The organism is Blastopirellula sp. SH421, assembly GCF_057808535.1.
The window spans coordinates 2763418-2782663 of the sequence record NZ_CM173712.1 but is presented as its reverse complement, the minus strand read 5'-3'; the positions used below and the strand labels follow the sequence as shown (position 1 = coordinate 2782663).

At 55.5% G+C, this 19246-nt stretch carries 13 protein-coding genes; 6 read left to right on the top strand and 7 right to left on the bottom strand.

The genetic code is table 11. The features are described from left to right. Positions 1–21 precede the first annotated feature (21 nt). Positions 22–1833, bottom strand: a complete 1812-nt coding sequence (typA, locus tag SH421x_RS11485) for a translational GTPase TypA (RefSeq protein WP_488855736.1) — start codon at positions 1831–1833, stop codon at positions 22–24. A gap of 220 nt (positions 1834–2053) precedes the next feature. Beyond that, the gene (locus SH421x_RS11480) at positions 2054–3577 is read right to left on the bottom strand and encodes a sulfatase family protein (RefSeq protein WP_488855734.1); all 1524 of its coding nucleotides are present in this window, start codon (positions 3575–3577) and stop codon (positions 2054–2056) included. A 302-nt stretch (positions 3578–3879) separates the two neighbouring features. On the opposite strand from SH421x_RS11480, the gene cls reads away from it, so the two are divergent. Together cls and SH421x_RS11470 are read left to right on the top strand one after the other, a co-directional pair. After that, complete coding sequence (gene cls, locus SH421x_RS11475) at positions 3880–5301, top strand: cardiolipin synthase (protein ID WP_488855733.1); 1422 nt, start codon at positions 3880–3882, stop codon at positions 5299–5301. A gap of 170 nt (positions 5302–5471) precedes the next feature. After that, entirely contained in the window at positions 5472–7463 is a 1992-nt protein-coding gene (locus SH421x_RS11470) for a hypothetical protein (protein WP_488855732.1), read from the top strand. Positions 7464–7469: 6 nt separating this feature from the next. Here SH421x_RS11470 and SH421x_RS11465 read toward each other — a convergent pair whose 3' ends face one another. Together SH421x_RS11465 and SH421x_RS11460 are read right to left on the bottom strand one after the other, a co-directional pair. Then, complete coding sequence (locus SH421x_RS11465) at positions 7470–10889, bottom strand: protein kinase domain-containing protein (protein ID WP_488855731.1); 3420 nt, start codon at positions 10887–10889, stop codon at positions 7470–7472. A 108-nt stretch (positions 10890–10997) separates the two neighbouring features. Further along, positions 10998–12128 (bottom strand): FHA domain-containing protein, encoded by a 1131-nt coding sequence (locus SH421x_RS11460; protein WP_488855730.1) that lies wholly within the window; start codon positions 12126–12128, stop codon positions 10998–11000. 308 nt (positions 12129–12436) lie between these two features. Between SH421x_RS11460 and SH421x_RS11455 the strand changes: the two genes are divergently transcribed. Continuing rightward, entirely contained in the window at positions 12437–13840 is a 1404-nt protein-coding gene (locus SH421x_RS11455; protein WP_488855729.1) for a diguanylate cyclase, read from the top strand. 57 nt (positions 13841–13897) lie between these two features. Here the strand turns inward: SH421x_RS11455 and SH421x_RS11450 are convergent, their stop codons facing one another. Then, positions 13898–15223 carry a DUF8689 domain-containing protein gene (locus tag SH421x_RS11450; RefSeq protein ID WP_488855728.1) on the bottom strand — a complete coding sequence of 442 codons (1326 nt, stop codon included), beginning with the start codon at positions 15221–15223 and terminating at the stop codon, positions 13898–13900. 302 nt (positions 15224–15525) lie between these two features. Here SH421x_RS11450 and SH421x_RS11445 point away from each other — a divergent pair, with 302 nt between their 5' ends. Then, positions 15526–15696 (top strand): hypothetical protein, encoded by a 171-nt coding sequence (locus SH421x_RS11445; RefSeq protein WP_488855727.1) that lies wholly within the window; start codon positions 15526–15528, stop codon positions 15694–15696. A gap of 37 nt (positions 15697–15733) precedes the next feature. Here the strand turns inward: SH421x_RS11445 and SH421x_RS11440 are convergent, their stop codons facing one another. Together SH421x_RS11440 and SH421x_RS11435 are read right to left on the bottom strand one after the other, a co-directional pair. After that, a complete protein-coding gene (locus SH421x_RS11440; RefSeq protein WP_488855726.1) occupies positions 15734–15919 on the bottom strand; it encodes a hypothetical protein in 186 nt (61 codons plus the stop codon). 210 nt (positions 15920–16129) lie between these two features. After that, entirely contained in the window at positions 16130–16357 is a 228-nt protein-coding gene (locus SH421x_RS11435) for a hypothetical protein (protein ID WP_488855725.1), read from the bottom strand. A 263-nt stretch (positions 16358–16620) separates the two neighbouring features. On the opposite strand from SH421x_RS11435, the gene SH421x_RS11430 reads away from it, so the two are divergent. After that, the gene (locus tag SH421x_RS11430) at positions 16621–17514 is read left to right on the top strand and encodes a methyltransferase domain-containing protein (protein WP_488855724.1); all 894 of its coding nucleotides are present in this window, start codon (positions 16621–16623) and stop codon (positions 17512–17514) included. Positions 17515–17756: 242 nt separating this feature from the next. Then, the gene (locus SH421x_RS11425; RefSeq protein WP_488855722.1) at positions 17757–19244 is read left to right on the top strand and encodes a sensor histidine kinase; all 1488 of its coding nucleotides are present in this window, start codon (positions 17757–17759) and stop codon (positions 19242–19244) included. Positions 19245–19246: the final 2 nt, after the last annotated feature.

The following is a 19246-nucleotide window of genomic DNA, read 5'->3' as shown; positions in this document are numbered from 1 at the left end:
TTCAGATCGCAAGCGCGATTTCTAATTCTTCCGCCCTGTGCGACGACGATCCGCTTCTTTGAGCGTCATCTTGCGCAAGCGGATGAAGTTAGGGGTCACCTCGACCAGTTCATCGTCTTCGATGTACTCTAGCGCTGCTTCTAGCGACATCTGACGCGGCGGCTTCAAGACGATGTTTTCGTCCGAACCAGAGGCACGCATGTTGGTCAGCTTCTTTTCGCGGATCGGATTGACGACCATGTCTTCGTTACGGACGTTCTCGCCGACGATCATCCCTTCGTACAATTCTTCGCCCGGCTTGATGAACAAATCGGAACGATCTTGCAAACTGAAGAGCGAAAACCCGACCGCTTTGCCGGTTGAGTTCGAGATCAACACGCCGTTGGGCCGACGCGGCACGTCACCGCTGACCGGGCGATACGAGTCAAAGCGATGATTGATGATCGCTTCTCCTTGCGTCGCGTTGAGCATCTTGGTGCGGATGCCGATCAAACCACGAGCCGGGATCGAGAAGACGACCTGGGTGAAATCGCCACGCGGCGACATCTCCAACATTTCGCCACGACGTTCGCCGACCAGTTCCATAACCGGGCCCATCTTGATCGACGGAACTTCGACTACCAGGTTTTCAAACGGCTCTTCTTTGCGGCCGTCGACTTCACGCGTGATGACCTGCGGCTTGCTCACCGCGAGTTCAAATCCTTCACGACGCATCGTCTCGACCAGCACTGCCAAGTGCAACACACCGCGTCCCGCGACTGCAAACGCGTCGGCCGATCCGGCGTCGCGCACTCGCAGGGCGACGTTGCGTTCTAGCTCTTTGTAAAGACGATCGCGCAGGTTACGCGACGTGACATACTTGCCATCTTTGCCGACAAATGGCGACGTGTTGATGGTAAAGACCATTTCCAACGTCGGTTCGTCAACCAACAATCGCGGCAGCGGCTTCGGCTTGTCGAGTTCGCAGATCGTATCGCCGATATCGATGTCTTCGATACCGCACAATGCGACCACATCGCCCGCTTCGGCAGAATCGACGTCAACGCGGCCGAGGTTCTCAAAAACTTGCACCGAGCTAATTTTGGCGCGTTGCAGTTTGTCGTCCATCTTGGTGACAGAGACGTTCTGTCCTTTTTTGATGCGTCCAGCTTTGATGCGACCGATCGCGATGCGGCCGACAAATTCGGACCAAGCGAGCGTCGTGCAGAGAATCTGCAACGGCTCTTCCGGCTCAACTTCAGGACCGGGAATGTGTTTCAGCACTAGATCGAGCAACGGCTCCATCGTGCCGCTACGCTCCGTCGGATCATGCGAAGCGAAGCCTTGTTTGGCGCTGGTGAAGATAAAGGGAAAATCGGCCAACGTGTCGTCAGCGCCCAGAGCCAAAAAGAGATCGAGCACTTCGTCGACCACTTCCATCGGTCGCGCGTCAGGCTTGTCGACCTTATTGATCACCACAATCGGCTGCAGTTTGCACTCGAGCGCCTTGGCCAACACAAACCGCGTCTGCGGCATCGGGCCTTCGGCGGCGTCGACCAACACTAGCGCGCCGTCCGCCATACTGAGAACGCGTTCAACTTCGCCCCCAAAGTCGGCGTGTCCCGGCGTGTCGATAATATTGATCTTCACGCCCTTGAAGGGGAGCGCGATATTTTTGGCCAAGATTGTGATGCCACGTTCTTTTTCTTGATCATTCGAGTCGAGGATTCGCTCGCTGCTCAATTGGCTGTCACGGAACTGGCCGCTTTGCTTGAGCAGACAGTCAACCAAGGTCGTTTTGCCGTGGTCGACGTGGGCGATAATTACGATGTTGCGAATGTCGTCGCGACGCATGGACGTATCTCTAGCGCGATTCTGGAAAAACAGTGAATCGTGAATCGTACCAAATTGGGCCAATTATGCGGTAGGGGAGTCGCCGCAATGAGGGGCGTGAGTTACCGCAGTCTGTCAAGAAGTTTGCATGAATCTTCGTGACCGCTTCCGCACGAGGGGAAAACAACAAGCCTAATCCGCCAAGGCGGTCGGCTGCTATTCCACTAAGCAGCCGCAACCGTTATTCGGCCCAATCCGGCTTCGGGAAGTCGCGAATTGGGCTAAATCGGGGATAAGTCTCCCAAATTTCGCCAGAACCGCTCATTCGAGGATCGCCGGTCTTGGTCAGATAGTCGTTCAACTCCTCCTCCAAGACAGCTCTTTTATCGGCTTTGGAAGCATCGTCCGCTAAATTTTTTAGACAACCTGGATCGGCCTGAATATCGAAAAGTTCAATCGCCGGCCGACGTTCTACCGCTGCTTGAAACAATGGAGCTACCGCCGCCGCTGCTCGATTATCGACCATCCAGTTCAGCGTTGGCGAGCCATCAATGTCATGATATCCACCATGCGGCGGGCCCAAGACGCCGGGCTTGGCAAAGACTTGCGGTGCACCAGCAGGCCAACGCTGCGGCTGAAAGTTGCGGATCAGCAAGTATTGTTCGGTTCTCAGGGAGCGCTGCGGATAGGTGAGATTGTTCCAGCGCGACGAAGAGTGACGCTCGCGCGAACTATAAACGCCGCCAGTCAACATATCTTGCTGGCCAGTCAAACGCGGCAGCAAATTACGGCCGATCATCGGCGGCGCGTCGCCAACAGGCAAGTTGACGCCGGCGGCTGCGAGAAACGTGGGCGCCAGATCGGTCAAGCTGACCGGCTCGGCGATCGTTTGCCCTGCGGTGATTTTTGCCGGCCAGGCGATCGCCAACGGCATGTGGATCCCGTACTCGTAGTTGTTCGCTTTGGCTCGGGGAAACGGCATGCCGTTGTCGCTGGTGACGACGACGATCGTGTTTTCTAGCTCGCCGAGCGCTTCAATCTGCTTCAGCATCGCTCCTAACTGTTGATCAAACCACTCAATTTCACGGCAATAGTCCAGCAAATCGCTGCGTACCGGTTCGGCGTCCGGCAGAAACGGCGGCAACGTTGCATCGGTGAGGGCTTTGCCTGCGGCGACGCCGCTGCCGACCTTATAAGGACGATGCGGCTCCATCGCGCCAAACCAAAAACAGAAGGGGGTGTCGGCAGGTCGATCAGCCAGAAAATCAGCGAAGTTCGCCGCATAGTCATTGTTGTTGATGCCGGAGGTTGGCTTCTTCGCCAGCTTTCGTTTTTGATACGCCGGGCCGGCCGGATTGCGTTCGCGACCGCTGATTTTGAAATTGCCGGGGCCCCAACCTTTGCCGGTGAAGCCCACAAAATAGCCAGCCGCTTCTAATAGGTCCGGATAGACAACATACTTCTGCGGAAATGACGAAGCGTGTGTGCCTGCTTCTTCAATCATCCAAGGGTAACGTCCCGTCAGCAGAGCGGCTCGGGAAGGAGAACATCCTGGTGAAGCTGCAATCGCATGCTTGAAATAGGCTCCGCGGCGCGCGATCTGGTCAAAATTGGGCGTCGCCGCCGACTTGCTGCCGGCAAGCGAAGTGTCGAGCCATGACTGGTCATCCGAGATGGCCAGTAGGATGTTGGGGCGCTGGTCAGCATAGGAATGGGTCGCCCCCAAACAGCAAATCAGACCGACAAAGAAAGCAGGGCGAAACATAGGAAACTTCTCAACAGAGTAAAGTCCAAGCCAGACGACACGGGTCAGGGAGTTATGCGAACCGAGAGGAATTGCCTCGGTTGACTTGGCACGGCTCACCAAGCCAGGGCGCCTCAAAACGTCATGAGACGTGTAACTAGTATGCGGCGCCGGCGCGATCGATTCAATTATTCCAACTCAACTTAAGATTCCGGTTAGAAGGGATTCCGCGTGTCGGTTTGGTGCGGCGATCATGCTATGCTTGGACGCCTTCACTGTTACAAAATCAGATTAACAAGCGACCGCCGGCTGGAAATTGCAGTATGGAATGGATTCAAGAAATCGGGCTGATCGCCCTCTGTGCTCATTCGCTCGGAGTGCTGACGGCGATCAATGCGATTATGAAGACGCGTACCTCGCAGGGGGCGATTGCCTGGGCGATTACGCTGTTCATGTTTCCGTATGTTGCGGTCCCTGCCTATTGGATCTTCGGCCGCAATCGTTTCCATGGCTATGTCGAAGCTCGCCGCAGCGAAAATCGCGGCGTCCAGCATATGACGAGCACGCTGCGCGGCGCAGCTGGCAAGTTTATCGTCTCTGCCGAAATGCCATATGAACTGAAGACCTTCGAGAATCTGGCCGAGTTTCCGTTTAGCCGCAAAAACTCGATTCGGCTGCTGATCAACGGCGAAGCGACGTTTGACGCGATCTTCGCCGCGATCGCGACGGCCGAAAAATATGTCCTCGTGCAGTTCTATATCTTGCGCGATGATGAGCTAGGTCGGGCGCTACAGCAGCAGTTGATCGAACGGGCCAAAGCCGGGGTCCACGTCTCGGTCTTGTATGACGAAATCGGCAGCTATGGCCTCTCGCGCCATTACGTCACCCAATTGCGCGAAGCTGGCGTCTTGATCGTGCCGTTTCATACGACCAAAGGACGCGGCAATCGCTTTCAGCTCAATTTTCGCAATCATCGCAAAATTGTTGTCGTTGACGGGCAAACGGCCTATGTTGGCGGACACAACGTCGGCGACGAATATATGGGGCGCGATCCGAAAATCGGCCCGTGGCGCGATACCCACGTCGAACTCCGCGGTCCAGCGGTTCAAGCCGTCCAGCGTTCGTTTCTCGAAGACTGGAACTGGGCGACGCACGAACTACCGCCGGTCGAGTGGATCCCCGAACCTTCGGACGATGACCAACAAGTGCTGGTCTTACCGACAGGCCCAGCGGACGACATCGAACGCTGCACGCTATTTTTTGTGCAGTCGATCAACATGGCGCAAAAACGGGTCTGGATCGCAAGTCCATACTTTGTGCCTGACCCGCCGGTCATTGCGGCGCTGCAGCTGGCGGCGATCCGCGGATGTGATGTTCGCATTATCCTGCCAGAGCGTCCCGATCATATCTTGGTTTACTTATCGGCCTTCTCGTTCATCGCCGAAGCGGCGCCCAGCGGGGTTCGTTTCTTTCGGTATGAGCCTGGTTTCCTGCATCAAAAAGTGGTGCTGGTTGACGATCACTTTGCGGCGGTCGGTACGGCGAATCTTGATAATCGCTCGTTCCATCTCAATTTTGAAATCATGATTGCAGCCGCCGATCACAAGTTTGCGACCGAAGTGGCGCAGATGCTGGAACAAGATTTTGAGCAATGTCGTGAAGCCCACGCCGACGAACTGGCGCAGCAATCTTACGCCTTCCGACTGACGGTTGCTCTTTCTCGCTTAATGGCCCCCATTCAGTAGGACAGCAGCTAGCAGCGACAGCGGCACATTCGGCAGAATCGTAAAAAACGACAAGCTCTTCTGAACTTGCCCAGTTGATGTGACCGAAACAAAGAGAGGAGACGCGCTCTGCAATTTGCTAGCGACCTCTTCTGCTTTGAATCTGATGGATCATCGACGGAGTCGACTCAATGCCACGCGCGACCTCGCTGCTACCTTGCTTGACCCTCCTCGCTTTGGCGTTAACGTCGGGCTGCGCCTTCCCCTTCTTCCGCCCCAAAGACAAATCCCTGGAAGAGATGGTGACTGTCGAAGCGCTCGCAGAAGAAGGGCCCAAGACTCCGGCCGTCGAGCCCAAGCCGACCGTTGCGACCAGTGAAAAGCCGCTGCCGCCGATTGCCCGGTTCTTTGGCGGGCTCTTCGGTCGCGGAAAACCAAAGCCTGATCCCAATGCCGAACCCCTCTCAACTATTCCGAATCCGGCAAAGCCGCAATCAGAAAATGTTGCGACGACCCCAGAACCAAGAATCGAATACAACAATACCGGCGATGTCGGAGCAGGGGTCATCGCATTCCCGTCCCCTACCGCCAATCCAGCAACTGTTCCACAAATCAGCAATCTGGCCGAAATGACCCCGGCCCCCACCGCAACCAATCCGACGACTACAGCACCCCAATCGGCCATCGCGCAAAAGCCGCAACCGACCGAGACGGTCAATCCCTATGCAGTCGCCGAAAACCCCCAAGAAAAACTGATCTCGCAAAAGCGTGGGGCGATTCCGAATCCAGCCAAGCAGACGTTCGCGACTCAGTCGCAATCATCCCAGTCGGGATCACTAACCGCGGCGCTGCGCAGTGCCTTGGATGAAGCTACCAAAGATGGTCTGGCCAACGAAGCAGGTCCGCAGGATCCGCAAGCGATCGCCGCCCAGCGAAGTAGTGCGCCGACGACTGCGAGTGATCCCGTTGCTCCTCCAGCGTCAGCGACGCCGACGCCGACACAATCCCAAATCGTAAACCTTGACGCATCGCCGATTGATACGACACCAGCGGCGCCAAATCGTGCTCGTTCCACTCCGGCGGTTGCGAATCCGGCCGTAATTGCCCAGCCAAGCATCAAGACTCCAGCGATGGCTTCTCCGCAGATTGTGACCGCCGCTCAGCAAAGCAGCAGCAACCCACTTCGCGAAGAATCGGCGACGTCGCGCACGCGTATGATCGATCTCGCGGCTCAGCCGATCGGATCTCGAACAGAAAAGCCGCAAACCGTCTATCCGACGCAAGAGACAAAGCCGGTCACCGAAACCGTCGCGGAGCCAGCGAATCCGAACACGCTGGTCGCATTTCAATCGCATGTGCATGCCGGTGACTCGATCATTGATCAAATGAAGCAAAGTCGCCGCATCAATCAGTTCCGCTCGATGTACGACTCAGAGGAAAACGCTCCGACAGCCGTCAGCACTCGATCGGTAGCTCCCGCGATTGCCCAAGCACCCGCGATGAAGCCTGTTCCGGCGGCCCCCAGCGAAATGCAAACGCGACCGACGGTTGTCGCCGCAACTCCAACGGATGCCGTCCCCCAAGCAGAAGTTGCAACTCTGCCGGCCATTGCCCGCGAAAATCAAACCGTTGTCGCCGCTCAGGCGGCGCCGGTTCCGGTCGAGCTTTATACCCCAGAACGCACCTCCGTACCGCTAGAAAATCCAGCGTCGGGACTGTCGGCGATGAGTAATCCAGAACCGGCTAGTGATCCAATCCGCAACGAATCGCTATCGCAACTGGTTCCCTCGGCGCTGCCGGTCGCCTCTGCGGTTTTAGAGCAACCTGGCAGCCAGCCAGTTGAACCCGCGTCAGAACCGATAACCGATCTGCCGTCGCGCCAGCAGTTAGCGGCGACGCCAGCCAATCCAGTACGCGCTGTTCCGCGGGTTGCCGTCGCTCCGCAAACTTCGGCCAGTTCAACCCGTCAGCCGGCAACGCCGCCGCGCCCCACTCCGCAGATTGCTACTCGTCCAACTCCAGCAGCGGATGCGATTGAGCCGCTGGTCGTGCCGAATCGTCTGCGAGCCTCGGCGCCGTTTATCTCCCCGGTTGCAAGTCCTCAGTTGGCGCCGGTTGTTTCGGTCGAAGAATATCGCCGGATGCAACAAGAGCGGCGCAATCAAACGACGCGGCGATACTAGTTGCGACTACAGTTCTCGCCAGTTCACGTCGATTCGTCCATGCAAACGCGACGCGATGTCGCGATACTCGGGGCGGTTGTCTACCAGCATGCGAGCCGCTTCACGGAGCGGCGTCCCTTCTATATGCTGACAATAGACGACTTCCGGCACGTCGCACGGCACAAGCCCTGCGGCGCCTGCGGAGGTTGGCAGCACGCCCACTTCCGACTCGGCGATGTTGGAGCAGGGAAAGAAAACGCTGACATAGCAAGAGCCCCCGAGGGTTGCTAGTCGCGGCCGACAGTCGGCTAGCGCTTTGGAGATTTCATCGCCTGGCGGAGCGCCCGTGAGCGAAGTCGAACTGGTCGATTGCGTCAGATCCGTCTGTGCTCGGATAATGACGGTGCGGCAAATGCTCTCCAGTATCTTCGCCGCTTTCATCATGCCGTCACGTGTGCAAACCAAGAGGTTCTGCAATCCGCAATGCTCTTCGGTTATCCGAGTGCGCGCTTCGTGATCGGCGACGAACAGAAACTCGTGGAAGCGGGGCTCCACATCTCGAATTGACGTATCGGTAAGATTACCAACTTCCAGATCAAAAAAGTTCGCCAGTCGGCGCAACTCTCCCTCGACGTTCTTCAACGCCAAGTTGGAATCGAGAATTTTGGCGCGCACTACTTGGGCAAACTGGCAAACGCCCAACAGCGCGACTCCATGCGTGCGCAGATGGGCGTACTTAATCCACGCGTCAAAATCATTGGCGACGCTTTTTACCCGCTCGCGAGAACGCGCGTCTTTGCCGTCAAAGTTTGTCTCCAACAGCTTTTGTCGGTGACGATGGACCTCGCCTTGCAAGCGCTGAGCCATGGCTCGCGCTTTGTCTTCCAATTGGCGGAAATAGCCGTCCGTAACTTGCTGTAATTCGCGTGTCCGTTGCAGGCGAAATTCTTCCTGATCGAGATGCGACAATAACCACACGATCACTTTTTGTGCGGTTGATTCTCCCAAACTTCGCAATTTCGGAGCAATTTCGCTGCGGAGTGAGACTCCCCGTTTCTCGGACGATTCCATTTCGGTCGCGTTTTGACCGATGACAGCATCGAGAAACTCAAATACTTTCAGCGATCGTTGGACCGGATCAGCGCATGGTTCGTCTAGTTGTTTAAATTCTTGCGCTAAGAGCGTGCGAAAGTATTCGTCAGGATCGGCGCCCAATTCGTTGTGGACCATCACAAATACCGATTGCAACAGTGGATCGAGCGCCAGATTTTCTTGAGCGACCAGTAGATCAACGTGGTTCTGTAAGATGCGCTCAAAACGTGTTTGGCGTTCTTCGCCATCTTCATCCTGCTTGTGCAACGTCGCCATGCGGCGACGATCTCCGGGATTACTCTCTTCCATTCCCAGCCATCGCTGGACGACAGCGCTGGCGACTTCACAGCTATAACGCTCGGTCGCCGAACGCGAGCTGAGCGGGACCGTGTAAGTCGAGAATGTGCTGATCGTGGGCGCTTCGCCGTTATCATCGGCGGCTCCGCTGTGCAAGTTATCTAGATAGCCGCCGCTGCGACTACGAGCTCGCATCAGCAAGTAGTCCGACAGTTCGTCGATCTGGCGATCGTAGTCGCCGTCGTTTAGCTCGTCTCCCCAGTGCAACAATTGAAACAATGGCCGACGCTCACCGCGAAAATCGATCGCCGGAATCCTCGCAGAAGGATCTCCAGGATATTTCTGCGATTGCAAGATCTGATGCAGTTCGGTCAAGCAAGCCAAGCTGTTGGCGCGAGCCAAATCTTGCTCGTCCGCCTTCCGTGGTCCAGCATGAATCAGCATCACTTCCAAGTCGCTCAAATCCTGCCCCCGCTGTTGCAGCAAACTAGAGATCGCGAACGCCAAATCCAGCACAATTCCACTACCTGCGCCACCGTTAATGGACGCCATCACGATCACGCGCGGCTCACCACCAACAGCATTAGGAGTTCGCTGAGATTGCGCAGCGACATTTTCCAGCGCATCGCGAATCGTTTGTAGGATTGTGTCGATATGATCTAAATAGGCGATTCGCCCCAAGGGGCGCAGCCCTTCGGTCGCCAAAGAGTTGGGAATGTTGTACAACCACCGCCGACTCACCGATTGCATGATGCGCGCCGATTCGCTGCGATACGATTGCGGACGTCTGAGCGGAACGAGCAGGCGCGTGATGTCAGTCGCCTCGGGTAGCGGCGCGGGGATCTCCATCGCGTTCATCGTCCGTGCATCGGTATCGACAACGATCGCCTGATACCAGGCTTGTCCCTGATCTTTACCGCTATCGCGATATTTTTGCTCGATCGCGTAAGTCAGGCGAACGCCAACTCCTCCCACGCCGATCACCAGCGTAGGACGATGCTTGCATTCGGCAGTGTTCCACGCGCGAGGACCATTATTTTCTACCTGACGTTCCGGCAGGTCGTCCCATAGTTGATGCGATACCGGCGAAGGATTAGGAGCACCGATTTCTAAAGTGCGTGATTTCTCACAGGCTGAATTCGCTTCAAGGGGATCACTGGTGCGCGTGTCGGCAGCGCAGATGGTTTTGGTATCAGTGTTGGAGTTTTCCTGCTGCGAGTTTGCTCCTGATGATGGCAAAACCGAACTTGGATCGGAAGCGGCGACTAGCTGCTGCAGCATCTCTCGACAATTGCGGAACCGCTGCAAAGGATCTTTGGCCAGCGCACGATCGATGATCGCGCGATCTGCTTCTGGCAATGAATTGAGTCGCGGCTTGCTGCTGAGATGCTGCGCCGTCAGCTGCGCCGGAGTCTTGCCGGGGAAGGGGAGTGCGCCGGTCAACATCTCCTGAAAGACGATCGCCAGGCTGTATTGATCACTTTGCATCGATGGCTGATCATGAAACACCTCAGGCGCCGCATAAACCGGCGTCAGCCCCGCCATCATTGAAGCGGTGACGTCCTGTAGATGCTTGACCAAACCGAAGTCGGCCACTTTCGAGTGATCGCCGACAATCAGCAAATTCTCAGGCTTAACATCCAGATGCTGGAGAGAGTGGGACTCGCTCATATAGTCGAGTCCCTCGGCCGAATCGCACAGATATCGCAGCAGTTCGGCTCGCGGGATGCCGGGCAGACCTGCGCTGCGGCATTCTTCAAATCGATCTTTCAAACTCTTGTCGGCCAGCTCGGTCACGATGACCAGTTGACCGTCGATCACTTCTACCCGCTCCAGCGAGAGGAGGAAGGGATGCCGAACGCTCCGAATCCGGTGAAGCGCTTTTAACTCGCGTGCGGCGCGGGCTTCGTCATGGAAACCATAGACAAATTTTACCGCCTTCTGCAGTCCACCTGGGGCTTCGGCGATCCATACTTCGCCGTAGCCGCCGGCGCCGATTCTTTGGCGCACGCGGTAGCCTGCTACCTCACGTACATGTGCAGGGACTTCAGTTGTCACGGAAAGTTCGCCTCTATACGCTTTTGAGTTTTGCGTCCGCTTCTCGACGGCCCGGCCGAGAATGCTCTCCGCTGATGATTCCGCTTGTTATCTGCAAGACGTCGCTTGCTACGCTTGCCCAGCGTCGCGACGTCGGTACCTTCCTCGACTCATGTTGACTCCCAAGTCGCGAAACCGCTGCGCGCTTGCTTCGGCATGCACTCCAGTCGCGATCGTCACGATATGTTTATTCTGACAAACGCCGATCACCTCTCGCACCGCTGCTTGCAGCGCCGCATCGTCGTCAATCTCGCGAGCGACAGTTTCACGAAACTCGATATAGTCAGGCGCCAGATCGACGTAATCTTCAAAGCGGGTATTGGACGGATGAAAGCCAGCGAACGCCGTTTCGCAGCCGATGGATTGCAGTTCGTTCATAAAGTCGCGGAAGAACGGCAATTCGCAAACGGCGTCATCCGGGATCACGATCACGGTGCGCCGCGCTTCGGGCGATTGATCACGCGCATAAGCGACCGAATCGAGAAAGCTGGTCGAACCAATCTCGTACGATTCGGGACGCAAAAACAAGCAGACGTTTTCTGGCAGCATCTCCGCCGCCGAATAAGCTCGCAGCCGATGCAAACGCTGCAAACGCTCGGTCAATCGACATTCTGTATCTAAAATTTTGCGGCTGATCGGATCGTCAGGGCCTACGTTGCTTTCGATCATCCGACGGACAAGAAATCCAAACGGATCGCCGGTCGACAGATCATAAATCCCATCAAAATCAACGCGTACGCCGCCTACCGCCGCGATCTCTTGCCAGCGTCTGAATGCTTGCAGCGAATCAAAAAATGTGGCGTCATTTGTGATGGCGCTGGCGTTGGCCCCGCCATCCATCTGCAAAGTTACGGTTTGCCGCTGCTGCGTTTGATCGCCGCTGTGAAAATCGAATTCGATATCAGCAACCATCAACGTATCGCCGTCAGCAATGATTTTCTCGGTAATCTTTTCGCCGTTGACGAAAGTCCCATTGGTGCTGTTCAGATCGCGCAGCAGATATTGATTTCCTTCTTTCAGCAGCAGCGCATGCTCACGAGAAACGCGTCCTGATTCAACCGGATAGTCGCACGAATCATTTCTCCCAATCGAAAAGGGAAACTTTTCGATCGCCAGTTTTCGAGTCTCGCCGCGTTCCGCCGAAAATATCTCGAAAAACGGTGCTCCTACCTGGGGATCAAACAGGACTTCTGTATGCATAAGGAACCTTCTCGCAGGCGAAAAGTCACATCTATTTCACCCCTTCCGACAACGAGATTTTGCCGAGAAAAGGGACGGTCGATAAGGGTAAACGCACATTGGCCGTAGCGCTGTGCATCGAAAACATAGCATTGAATTCTCCGTCCAGTCGGAATTTCCAAAATCGAACTGGATTGTTTCAAGTTATTCGCAACGCTTGCCCCAGCTTTTTGACGTATGTTTTGGATGGCTTCAGCAACGGCCTAAGTCCGGATGTTGCCAAATGTCAACACTCTTCTTACCAATCGCTACTCAGCCAAGAGACGTTTATGCAACGCCGACCGCTACGCGTATTGCTCGTATCGCCAGACCGTTCTTTCCTCCGTCGCACGGCCGAATTCTTAAACGCTTGCCGGTTGGAAGCCTATGTCGCCGCCGATGCGGATCAGGCCGAATGGGCCTTGGCCAGCCGTGAGCCCGATATTGTGGTCGTCGATTCGGCAGCGCCACGGACCGCAGCCGTACTGCAAAGTTCGCATCGTGATCGACACACCACCCAGGCATACGTGTACGCGATCGTGATCACCAACAGCGATTCGCCAGAACAGATTTTCGAAGCGATCGCCGGGGGGGCCGATGACGTCATCCCCCGACCGTTGCGGTTTACAGAATTGCTCGTCCGGATTCGCGCGGCGGCCCGTTCGCTAGAAGTCGAAAGTCGCCTGCATCGTCGCGTCGGTCGACGTTCGGCTTCGGGCCTGGGAAACGCCGGCGTACTGCTGCGGCTCTTGCGTGAAGACCTGCGCGATGCTGGGACAACCGGAAACGAAGTCAGCCTGGTTCTGTTCGACATTGATTATGCACTCCGATTTGGACCGGATCCCGGGTTCGATCGAATCGTTGAGCAGGTAACCTCAACCATCCGCAATGAGCTGCTGCCAACCTATCGAATGTGCCAACCTTCGGTTGATCAATTGGCGGTCCTGCTTCCTAATTCGACAGCCGAAGAAGCCTACGAATGGGCAAACGATCTGCGTCAAAAAATCGCCGTTACCGAATTCCTGCATGCTGAAAGCACACTCAAACTGACGGTTAGCGTGGGAGTCGCCGCATCGGCCGATTCGGGCCCAATTGCCGAAGAACTGTGGGAAAATGTCCAGGAACGACTCGAATTTGCGAAAAATTCTGGCGGCAATTTTGTCGCTTCGATTCGCCAACTGCAGGCCGAAGATACTTCGAGCGGCAGCTCTCATGGCCGCTTGTTTGATGGAACGACAACTGCCGACGTTTTACGCCCTTCGTTTGTTCAACTCTCGACACACACGCCGGCCGACGAAGTCATCGCCGCGTTCGCCAAACATGATCTGGATATCGCTCCCGTCATCGACGCCCAGCGACATTTTGCTGGCGCAATCACCCGCGATGTGGTGCAAAATCGGGCCGCTCGCTCCCGAGAACTGACGGCGGCTGAACTGGTCGACACCAACTTTCCGCAAATGGAATCCGACGCGAGCTTCAGTGAACTGGTCACCTTCTTCTCTGAACATCCCGCGCCATGTGTCGCTATCGTGCGCGACAAAAAACCACTCGGCTTCGTCTCCCGCGACGACCTAGCGCTGCTCAGCGAACCACTCGACTCTTACAGCTACGCCGAATCTCGCGAGGATATTCCCACCACCGAGTTCTATGTGGTCAGCCGGCCGCAATTGGTGGAAGCAGGCATGGAGGATTAGGGGGAAAGCGGAAACGTGAAAGCGGAAAGCGGAGAAGATCCGCTTTCCGCTTTTCTTCTAGTCTCCTGCGACCACGGTGAAATAGCTATTCACCACTCGGTCAAAATATTCCGGCTTCATCTCCATCGGCACCCCTTTGTACAGACAATAGTTGCGGATCTGGCTTAGCAGATCGCGCGGCTGGCAGCGTCGCATCGGGCGATTGATCGGTTGATAGTGGCGCTCGATTAGATGTTCGACGGCGTCGGCGTTGTATTCAAAGTTCAGCTGTTTGGCGAAGATGCGGAAGAGGGTTCGGAACTCATCAATTTGGGCGTCTCGGACTTCGATTTTGTAGGGAATACGCCGCAAGAAGGCGTCGTCGGTGAGATCTTTTGGCTCCAAGTTGGTCGAGAAAATGATCAATTGCTCAAACGGTACCTGAATCTTTTTGCCGTTTGCTAGCGACTGATAGTCGACTCGGTTTTCGAGCGGTACGATCCAGCGATTCAGCAACTGCGTCGGCTCCATCCGCTGGCGTCCAAAGTCGTCAATCAGCAAGCAGCCGCAGTTACTTTTCATTTGCAGCGACGCTTCGCCGATGTTGTTGATCACGTCGTGTCGTATTTCCAAACTGTCCAGCGTTAACTCTCCACCGACAATTACGGTCGGACGCCGAATCTTCACCCAACGATGATCGTAACTCTCGGACTTCAAAATAGTGCTAGCAGCCTCTTCGATAACCTCGTGATAAACGGTATCGAACAGTTTGACGTATTGACCATCTTCGATGATCGTTCGCGGGATCCAGATATGCTGGCCGTAGCAAGCGGTGATTCTCTTTGCGAGCGTCGTTTTGCCGTTGCCTGGCGCTCCGTACAAAAAGAGTCCGGCGCCAGAATTCACAGCCGGTCCCAAGTTGTCGAACAGATCATCGTCGACAGACAGCCCGGCGAACGCTGCTTCGAGCTGCTCGCGCTGCGGTGATTCGTTCCGAATGGACTGGGCTTCTACCGAAGTAATGTAGTCTTCCAGAATGACCGGAGCCGCCCCAAAATAGGTGCAACTCGCCATATAAGACTGGGCGCGGGTACGTCCTTGATCAGTCAACGCATAGGTATAGTCATTCAGCGCTGCTGAGCCTGTATGTTGTAAAATCTGGCGCGTACGAAGTGCTGTGAAGAGCGGTTCGAGGATGCCATACGGCAAGCAGATTTTCTCGGCGATCTGGCGTCCGCTTGCCGATCCGATATTGAGCAACAGCTTGCAGATGAGGGATTCGATCAACTGCGGCGACAGTCGCGTCTCCTCCATCGATCGGGGCTCTTCTGGACGAAAATTTTCGTCCGACAACAACGATGCAAGCAAGCTGCTTTTTAAATCAAGCATGGGGCTAGCGGACACGAGCAACTCTCCACAAAGGGGATCGAATGGGGGCGCTGAAGCTTAGTTCATCAATCCCAAGCCGGCGAACCATTCCCCTAGAGAAGCGACCTCCTATAATTGGCGCGATCGTTATATTCGTTACATCCGGCAGTGCGATAACGCTGCTAGCGCCATACGTAATCCAAGAGCGTCCGATGTTAGTCCAGCGCACAGCTTAACAAACTGCTAGCGCGTTGATTTTAAAAGTTCGTATTTCTTGAATCCCTATTCAGTGCTATGGTTGCACCGAACAGGTTGAACCTTGGGGGGAGCTAACGCCCATGGCCTATGAAAAAGCTAAACTGCTGCTGGAGTCATCGCACTCTTATTTAGAACGAATCGCAGCGATCCAGTCATCGCTCGAGCTGGGGATGCCGTACGACGAGATCGAAGATTATCTCGATTGGGTCGAGCTGATGCGGTGCGAAACTTCTAGCGGCTCTGCCGAATAAGGCAGTCGACTGCCAGCAGCCGGCTGCTGGAGTGCAGCTAACCGGCCGCTTCTAAATTTTTTAGAACGCGTACTGCTTCGTAGGCGTTTGCAAGTCCACCGATGCGCTGCACGAAGATCTGCACTTCGAGCACTTGCGAGGGGGACAAAATGTCGCTGCCGCACGAGAGCAAAATCTCGATCTCTTCGGCAGTCATATTCTCGACGTCCAATTCCTTCAGCATGAGCAATCCTGAACAGTAAGAAACCAATCGGGGCGAAACTATCCCGAAGTATCGGCGTGGCAATGCGTCGGATTGAGATTGCCTTCGATTGGATTTCCACGTTCTGCCAGATCGCGACGCGTCGCGAAATTTTTATCGGAGCGATCGGCACATCCAGCGCGTGTTGATAGCATGCGATGTTAAAACTGCATGGTTATTCGGTCGCAGCCGTCACCCAGCCGCAGACTTCGACGACTCGCCAGCAGCGCTAGAAGTCGGCAAGCCGGCGCTGGCAGATACGCCAGAGAGACGTTCGCCCAACCAGCAGTGCAGCCCCCAAAGACTGGTCGCCACCAAAGCCCAGGCCAACGGATAAACGATCAAACCGGGGCCCAGCGCGATCGAACCCAGTACGATCCAACCGGCGCCGATCAACAACAGCAAGCTTTTTAGCGGCATGACGAGAACCTCATTTCGCGTGATCAGCCTCTACGAGCCAACAGGGGATCCGCTCGCATCCTATCCCTTGTTATTTTATTCCACATGGCAGGAAAAATACGAGCCGATTTCCCGGAAATCAGGCTTTCTCTAATCGATGCCGCCTGAATCTCCCGTTTCACTCACCAAATCAACGACGATTCTCGCTTGCGTCGAATGCTGGCGCCTGTTACTTTCTCGCTCCGCGGACGCAGAATCCTTAGCCAGCAAGCCGAAGAAATCGAATGCCCAAAGCCGCTGAAGTTCTCGGACAATACATTCCACTGCACTACCACTTTGAAATGCTGCGCGACCGCTATCGGATGCAAAGCTTTCGTGAAGCGATCGAAGCGACGGTTCGCCCCGGTGACAAAGTCGTTGACCTGGGCGGTGGCACAGGCGTGCTCTCGTTCTTTGCAGCTCGAGCAGGCGCCGAGGTCTGGTACTGCGAGCGGAATCCCGAACTGGTCGATGCCGCCCATAGAATCGTGCGCGCCAACCATGTAGCGGACCAGGTTCATATCGTCCACGCAGATGCAGCCAAGTTCACCCCACCAGTTCCGGTTGACATCGTGATGTGCGAGATGCTGCACGTCGGTCTGTTGCGAGAAAAGCAGATCGAAGTCATCTCTGCGTTTCAAAGCAACTATCAACAAGCGCATGGACCGAAGCTCCCCCGCTTTATTCCAGAGGGGACCATGCTGGCTTGCCAGCCGGTGGAGCAAGATTTTGAGTTTGAAGGCTTCCTGGCGACTGGTCCGTTGTTTCAAACGCCAGCAGAGGACCATGCTGACACCAGCGTGCTGGCAGATGCGATCGTGCATCATATGGTGTGGTACGACAAACCGCTGCACGGCAAGATCGCGTGGAAAGGAAAGATTGCAATCACCCATGACGGTCAGTTAAATGCCGTCCGCTTCATCACCAAGAACGCGTTGACGGTACTGATTGAAGACCAGCGCGTCATCCCTTGGCACAACCAATTTTTGGTGATGCCCATCGAACAGCCGTTGCAAGTTTCTGCTGGCGACGTGATCGAGATCTCATTCCGATACGATGCCGGCGCCGAACTAGCACAGCTTGGCGACAGCCTAAAAGTAAGCCGCGCCGGCGAACAAAATCGGACTCAAGTCGCCTAACTGGCTTCTCTGCGGCATCTAGTCCTCTTGGCGCCAAACGCATAACCGGCATCTTCGGCGCCAGAAGCCTTGAAAAGGGCTCCTTCTCACAAGGTTCGATTGCGCCGATTGTTGGACAAATGCGTTCTCCGACCTAATTTTGCGTAGACGTCAATCCACGACTGGCAGATCGCAATGCGCTGCTGCCTACCGCTGGAATTGCGCTCCAGGCGCCAACTCGCATATAAAGCAGAGCCAACACAATGAGCAAGAAGTCGCAGATAACTACCGAACTATTAGCCGCGATCGCCTGCGCGCTGTTGTTCACGGTAGCGACCGTAACCTGTCTGATGACTGGAGACCTGGGGGTCGGCAGTCTGATCGCCTGCGGAGCTGCCGGATTGGCTGCAATCAGTTGCTTCGTGCTCTACAGAAGCGTTCAATCCGCCGAGGATCGTGCGATCCGTCAATTTCAACTGCTCGCTGGCGCTGATCTAGAACAACTCGAACAAGATGATTTCCAAGCCGCGTGTCCCCAGGCCCGCGATCTGCGGAAATGGCGGATGCCGCTGGAACAGTGCTACCTACGGATGAAAACGCTGGCCAATGATGCTCGGGAGCTACAACAATCGCGCGTCCGCAGCGAAGTCAAAGCACATCTGACCGGTTTGCGGCACGAACAGATGCGAGAAATCATCGACAATCTTTCTGAGCCGGTCATGATGACCAATCAATACGACGAAATCATTTTCGTGAATGAAGTAGCACGCGAATTATTCGGCATTCACGATTTGAGCGAAAAAACAACCGCGGCGGAAGCGATCGCATCGGAAGGGATCGTGCAGTTACTGCAAGAGACGCGGCTCCGCACGACTCCCACGCAACGCGTTAGCGAAGTCGAGATGCTTGACCCTTCCGGCGACAAGCATTGGTATCGCATCACCGTCAGTACGATCGCTCAGCATCTCGATAGCGAGATGGGCGCCGACGAGCCAAACTATGGCGCCGTCGCGGTTCTGCGGGACATTAGTGGTTACAAAGCGATTCAACGCCGCAATGCCGAGTTCGTCTCAGCCGTCAGCCACGAGATGAAAACTCCCTTGGCCGGCATCAAGGCCTACGTCGAACTGCTCGCCGATGGCGAAGCGGAAGACGAACAGACGCGTGACGAGTTTCTGCAAGTCATTAACAGTCAGGCCGATCGTTTGCAGCGTCTGATCGACAATCTGCTGAACTTGGCTCGCATCGAAGCCGGGGTCGTCAACGTCAACAAAAAGCCTCGCTCGCTCAACGAACTGCTCGAAGAAGCGTTCCGCATCGTTCAGCCAACCGCCGACCAAAAAAACATCACGCTCATTTCTGATCTTAGCCCCATGTACCTGGGCGTTCTGGTCGATCGCGACATGATCATGCAAGCGGCGATCAACTTGTTGTCAAACGCGCTCAAATACACTCCTGACAATGGCAAAGTGACGCTTCGTAGTCGGCTGCAAGATCGTGAAGTGGTGTTTGAAGTAGAAGACACTGGGGTCGGCTTGAGCCCGGAAGATTGCGATCGGGTTTTTGAGAAATTCTATCGCGTGAAAAAAGATCAAAAGATGGCCTCAGGCACCGGACTCGGTTTACCACTGGCCAAGCATATTGTCGAAGACGTCCACGGCGGTGAATTGAATGTCACCAGCGAACCTGGCGTCGGCTCGAAATTCCGAATTCGTCTCCCCACGGTCCAAGTAGCCGAAACCGTGAACTAACA

Bases quoted from the DNA above. Each gene is read 5' to 3' on its own strand.
- typA (WP_488855736.1), bottom strand. From the start codon at position 1,833: ATGCGTCGCGACGACATTCGCAACATCGTAATTATCGCCCACGTCGAC.
- SH421x_RS11480 (WP_488855734.1), bottom strand. From the start codon at position 3,577: ATGTTTCGCCCTGCTTTCTTTGTCGGTCTGATTTGCTGTTTGGGGGCG.
- cls (WP_488855733.1), top strand. From the start codon at position 3,880: ATGGAATGGATTCAAGAAATCGGGCTGATCGCCCTCTGTGCTCATTCG.
- SH421x_RS11470 (WP_488855732.1), top strand. From the start codon at position 5,472: ATGCCACGCGCGACCTCGCTGCTACCTTGCTTGACCCTCCTCGCTTTG.
- SH421x_RS11460 (WP_488855730.1), bottom strand. From the start codon at position 12,128: ATGCATACAGAAGTCCTGTTTGATCCCCAGGTAGGAGCACCGTTTTTC.
- SH421x_RS11455 (WP_488855729.1), top strand. From the start codon at position 12,437: ATGCAACGCCGACCGCTACGCGTATTGCTCGTATCGCCAGACCGTTCT.
- SH421x_RS11445 (WP_488855727.1), top strand. From the start codon at position 15,526: ATGGCCTATGAAAAAGCTAAACTGCTGCTGGAGTCATCGCACTCTTAT.
- SH421x_RS11440 (WP_488855726.1), bottom strand. From the start codon at position 15,919: ATGCTGAAGGAATTGGACGTCGAGAATATGACTGCCGAAGAGATCGAG.
- SH421x_RS11435 (WP_488855725.1), bottom strand. From the start codon at position 16,357: ATGCCGCTAAAAAGCTTGCTGTTGTTGATCGGCGCCGGTTGGATCGTA.
- SH421x_RS11430 (WP_488855724.1), top strand. From the start codon at position 16,621: ATGCCCAAAGCCGCTGAAGTTCTCGGACAATACATTCCACTGCACTAC.
- SH421x_RS11425 (WP_488855722.1), top strand. From the start codon at position 17,757: ATGAGCAAGAAGTCGCAGATAACTACCGAACTATTAGCCGCGATCGCC.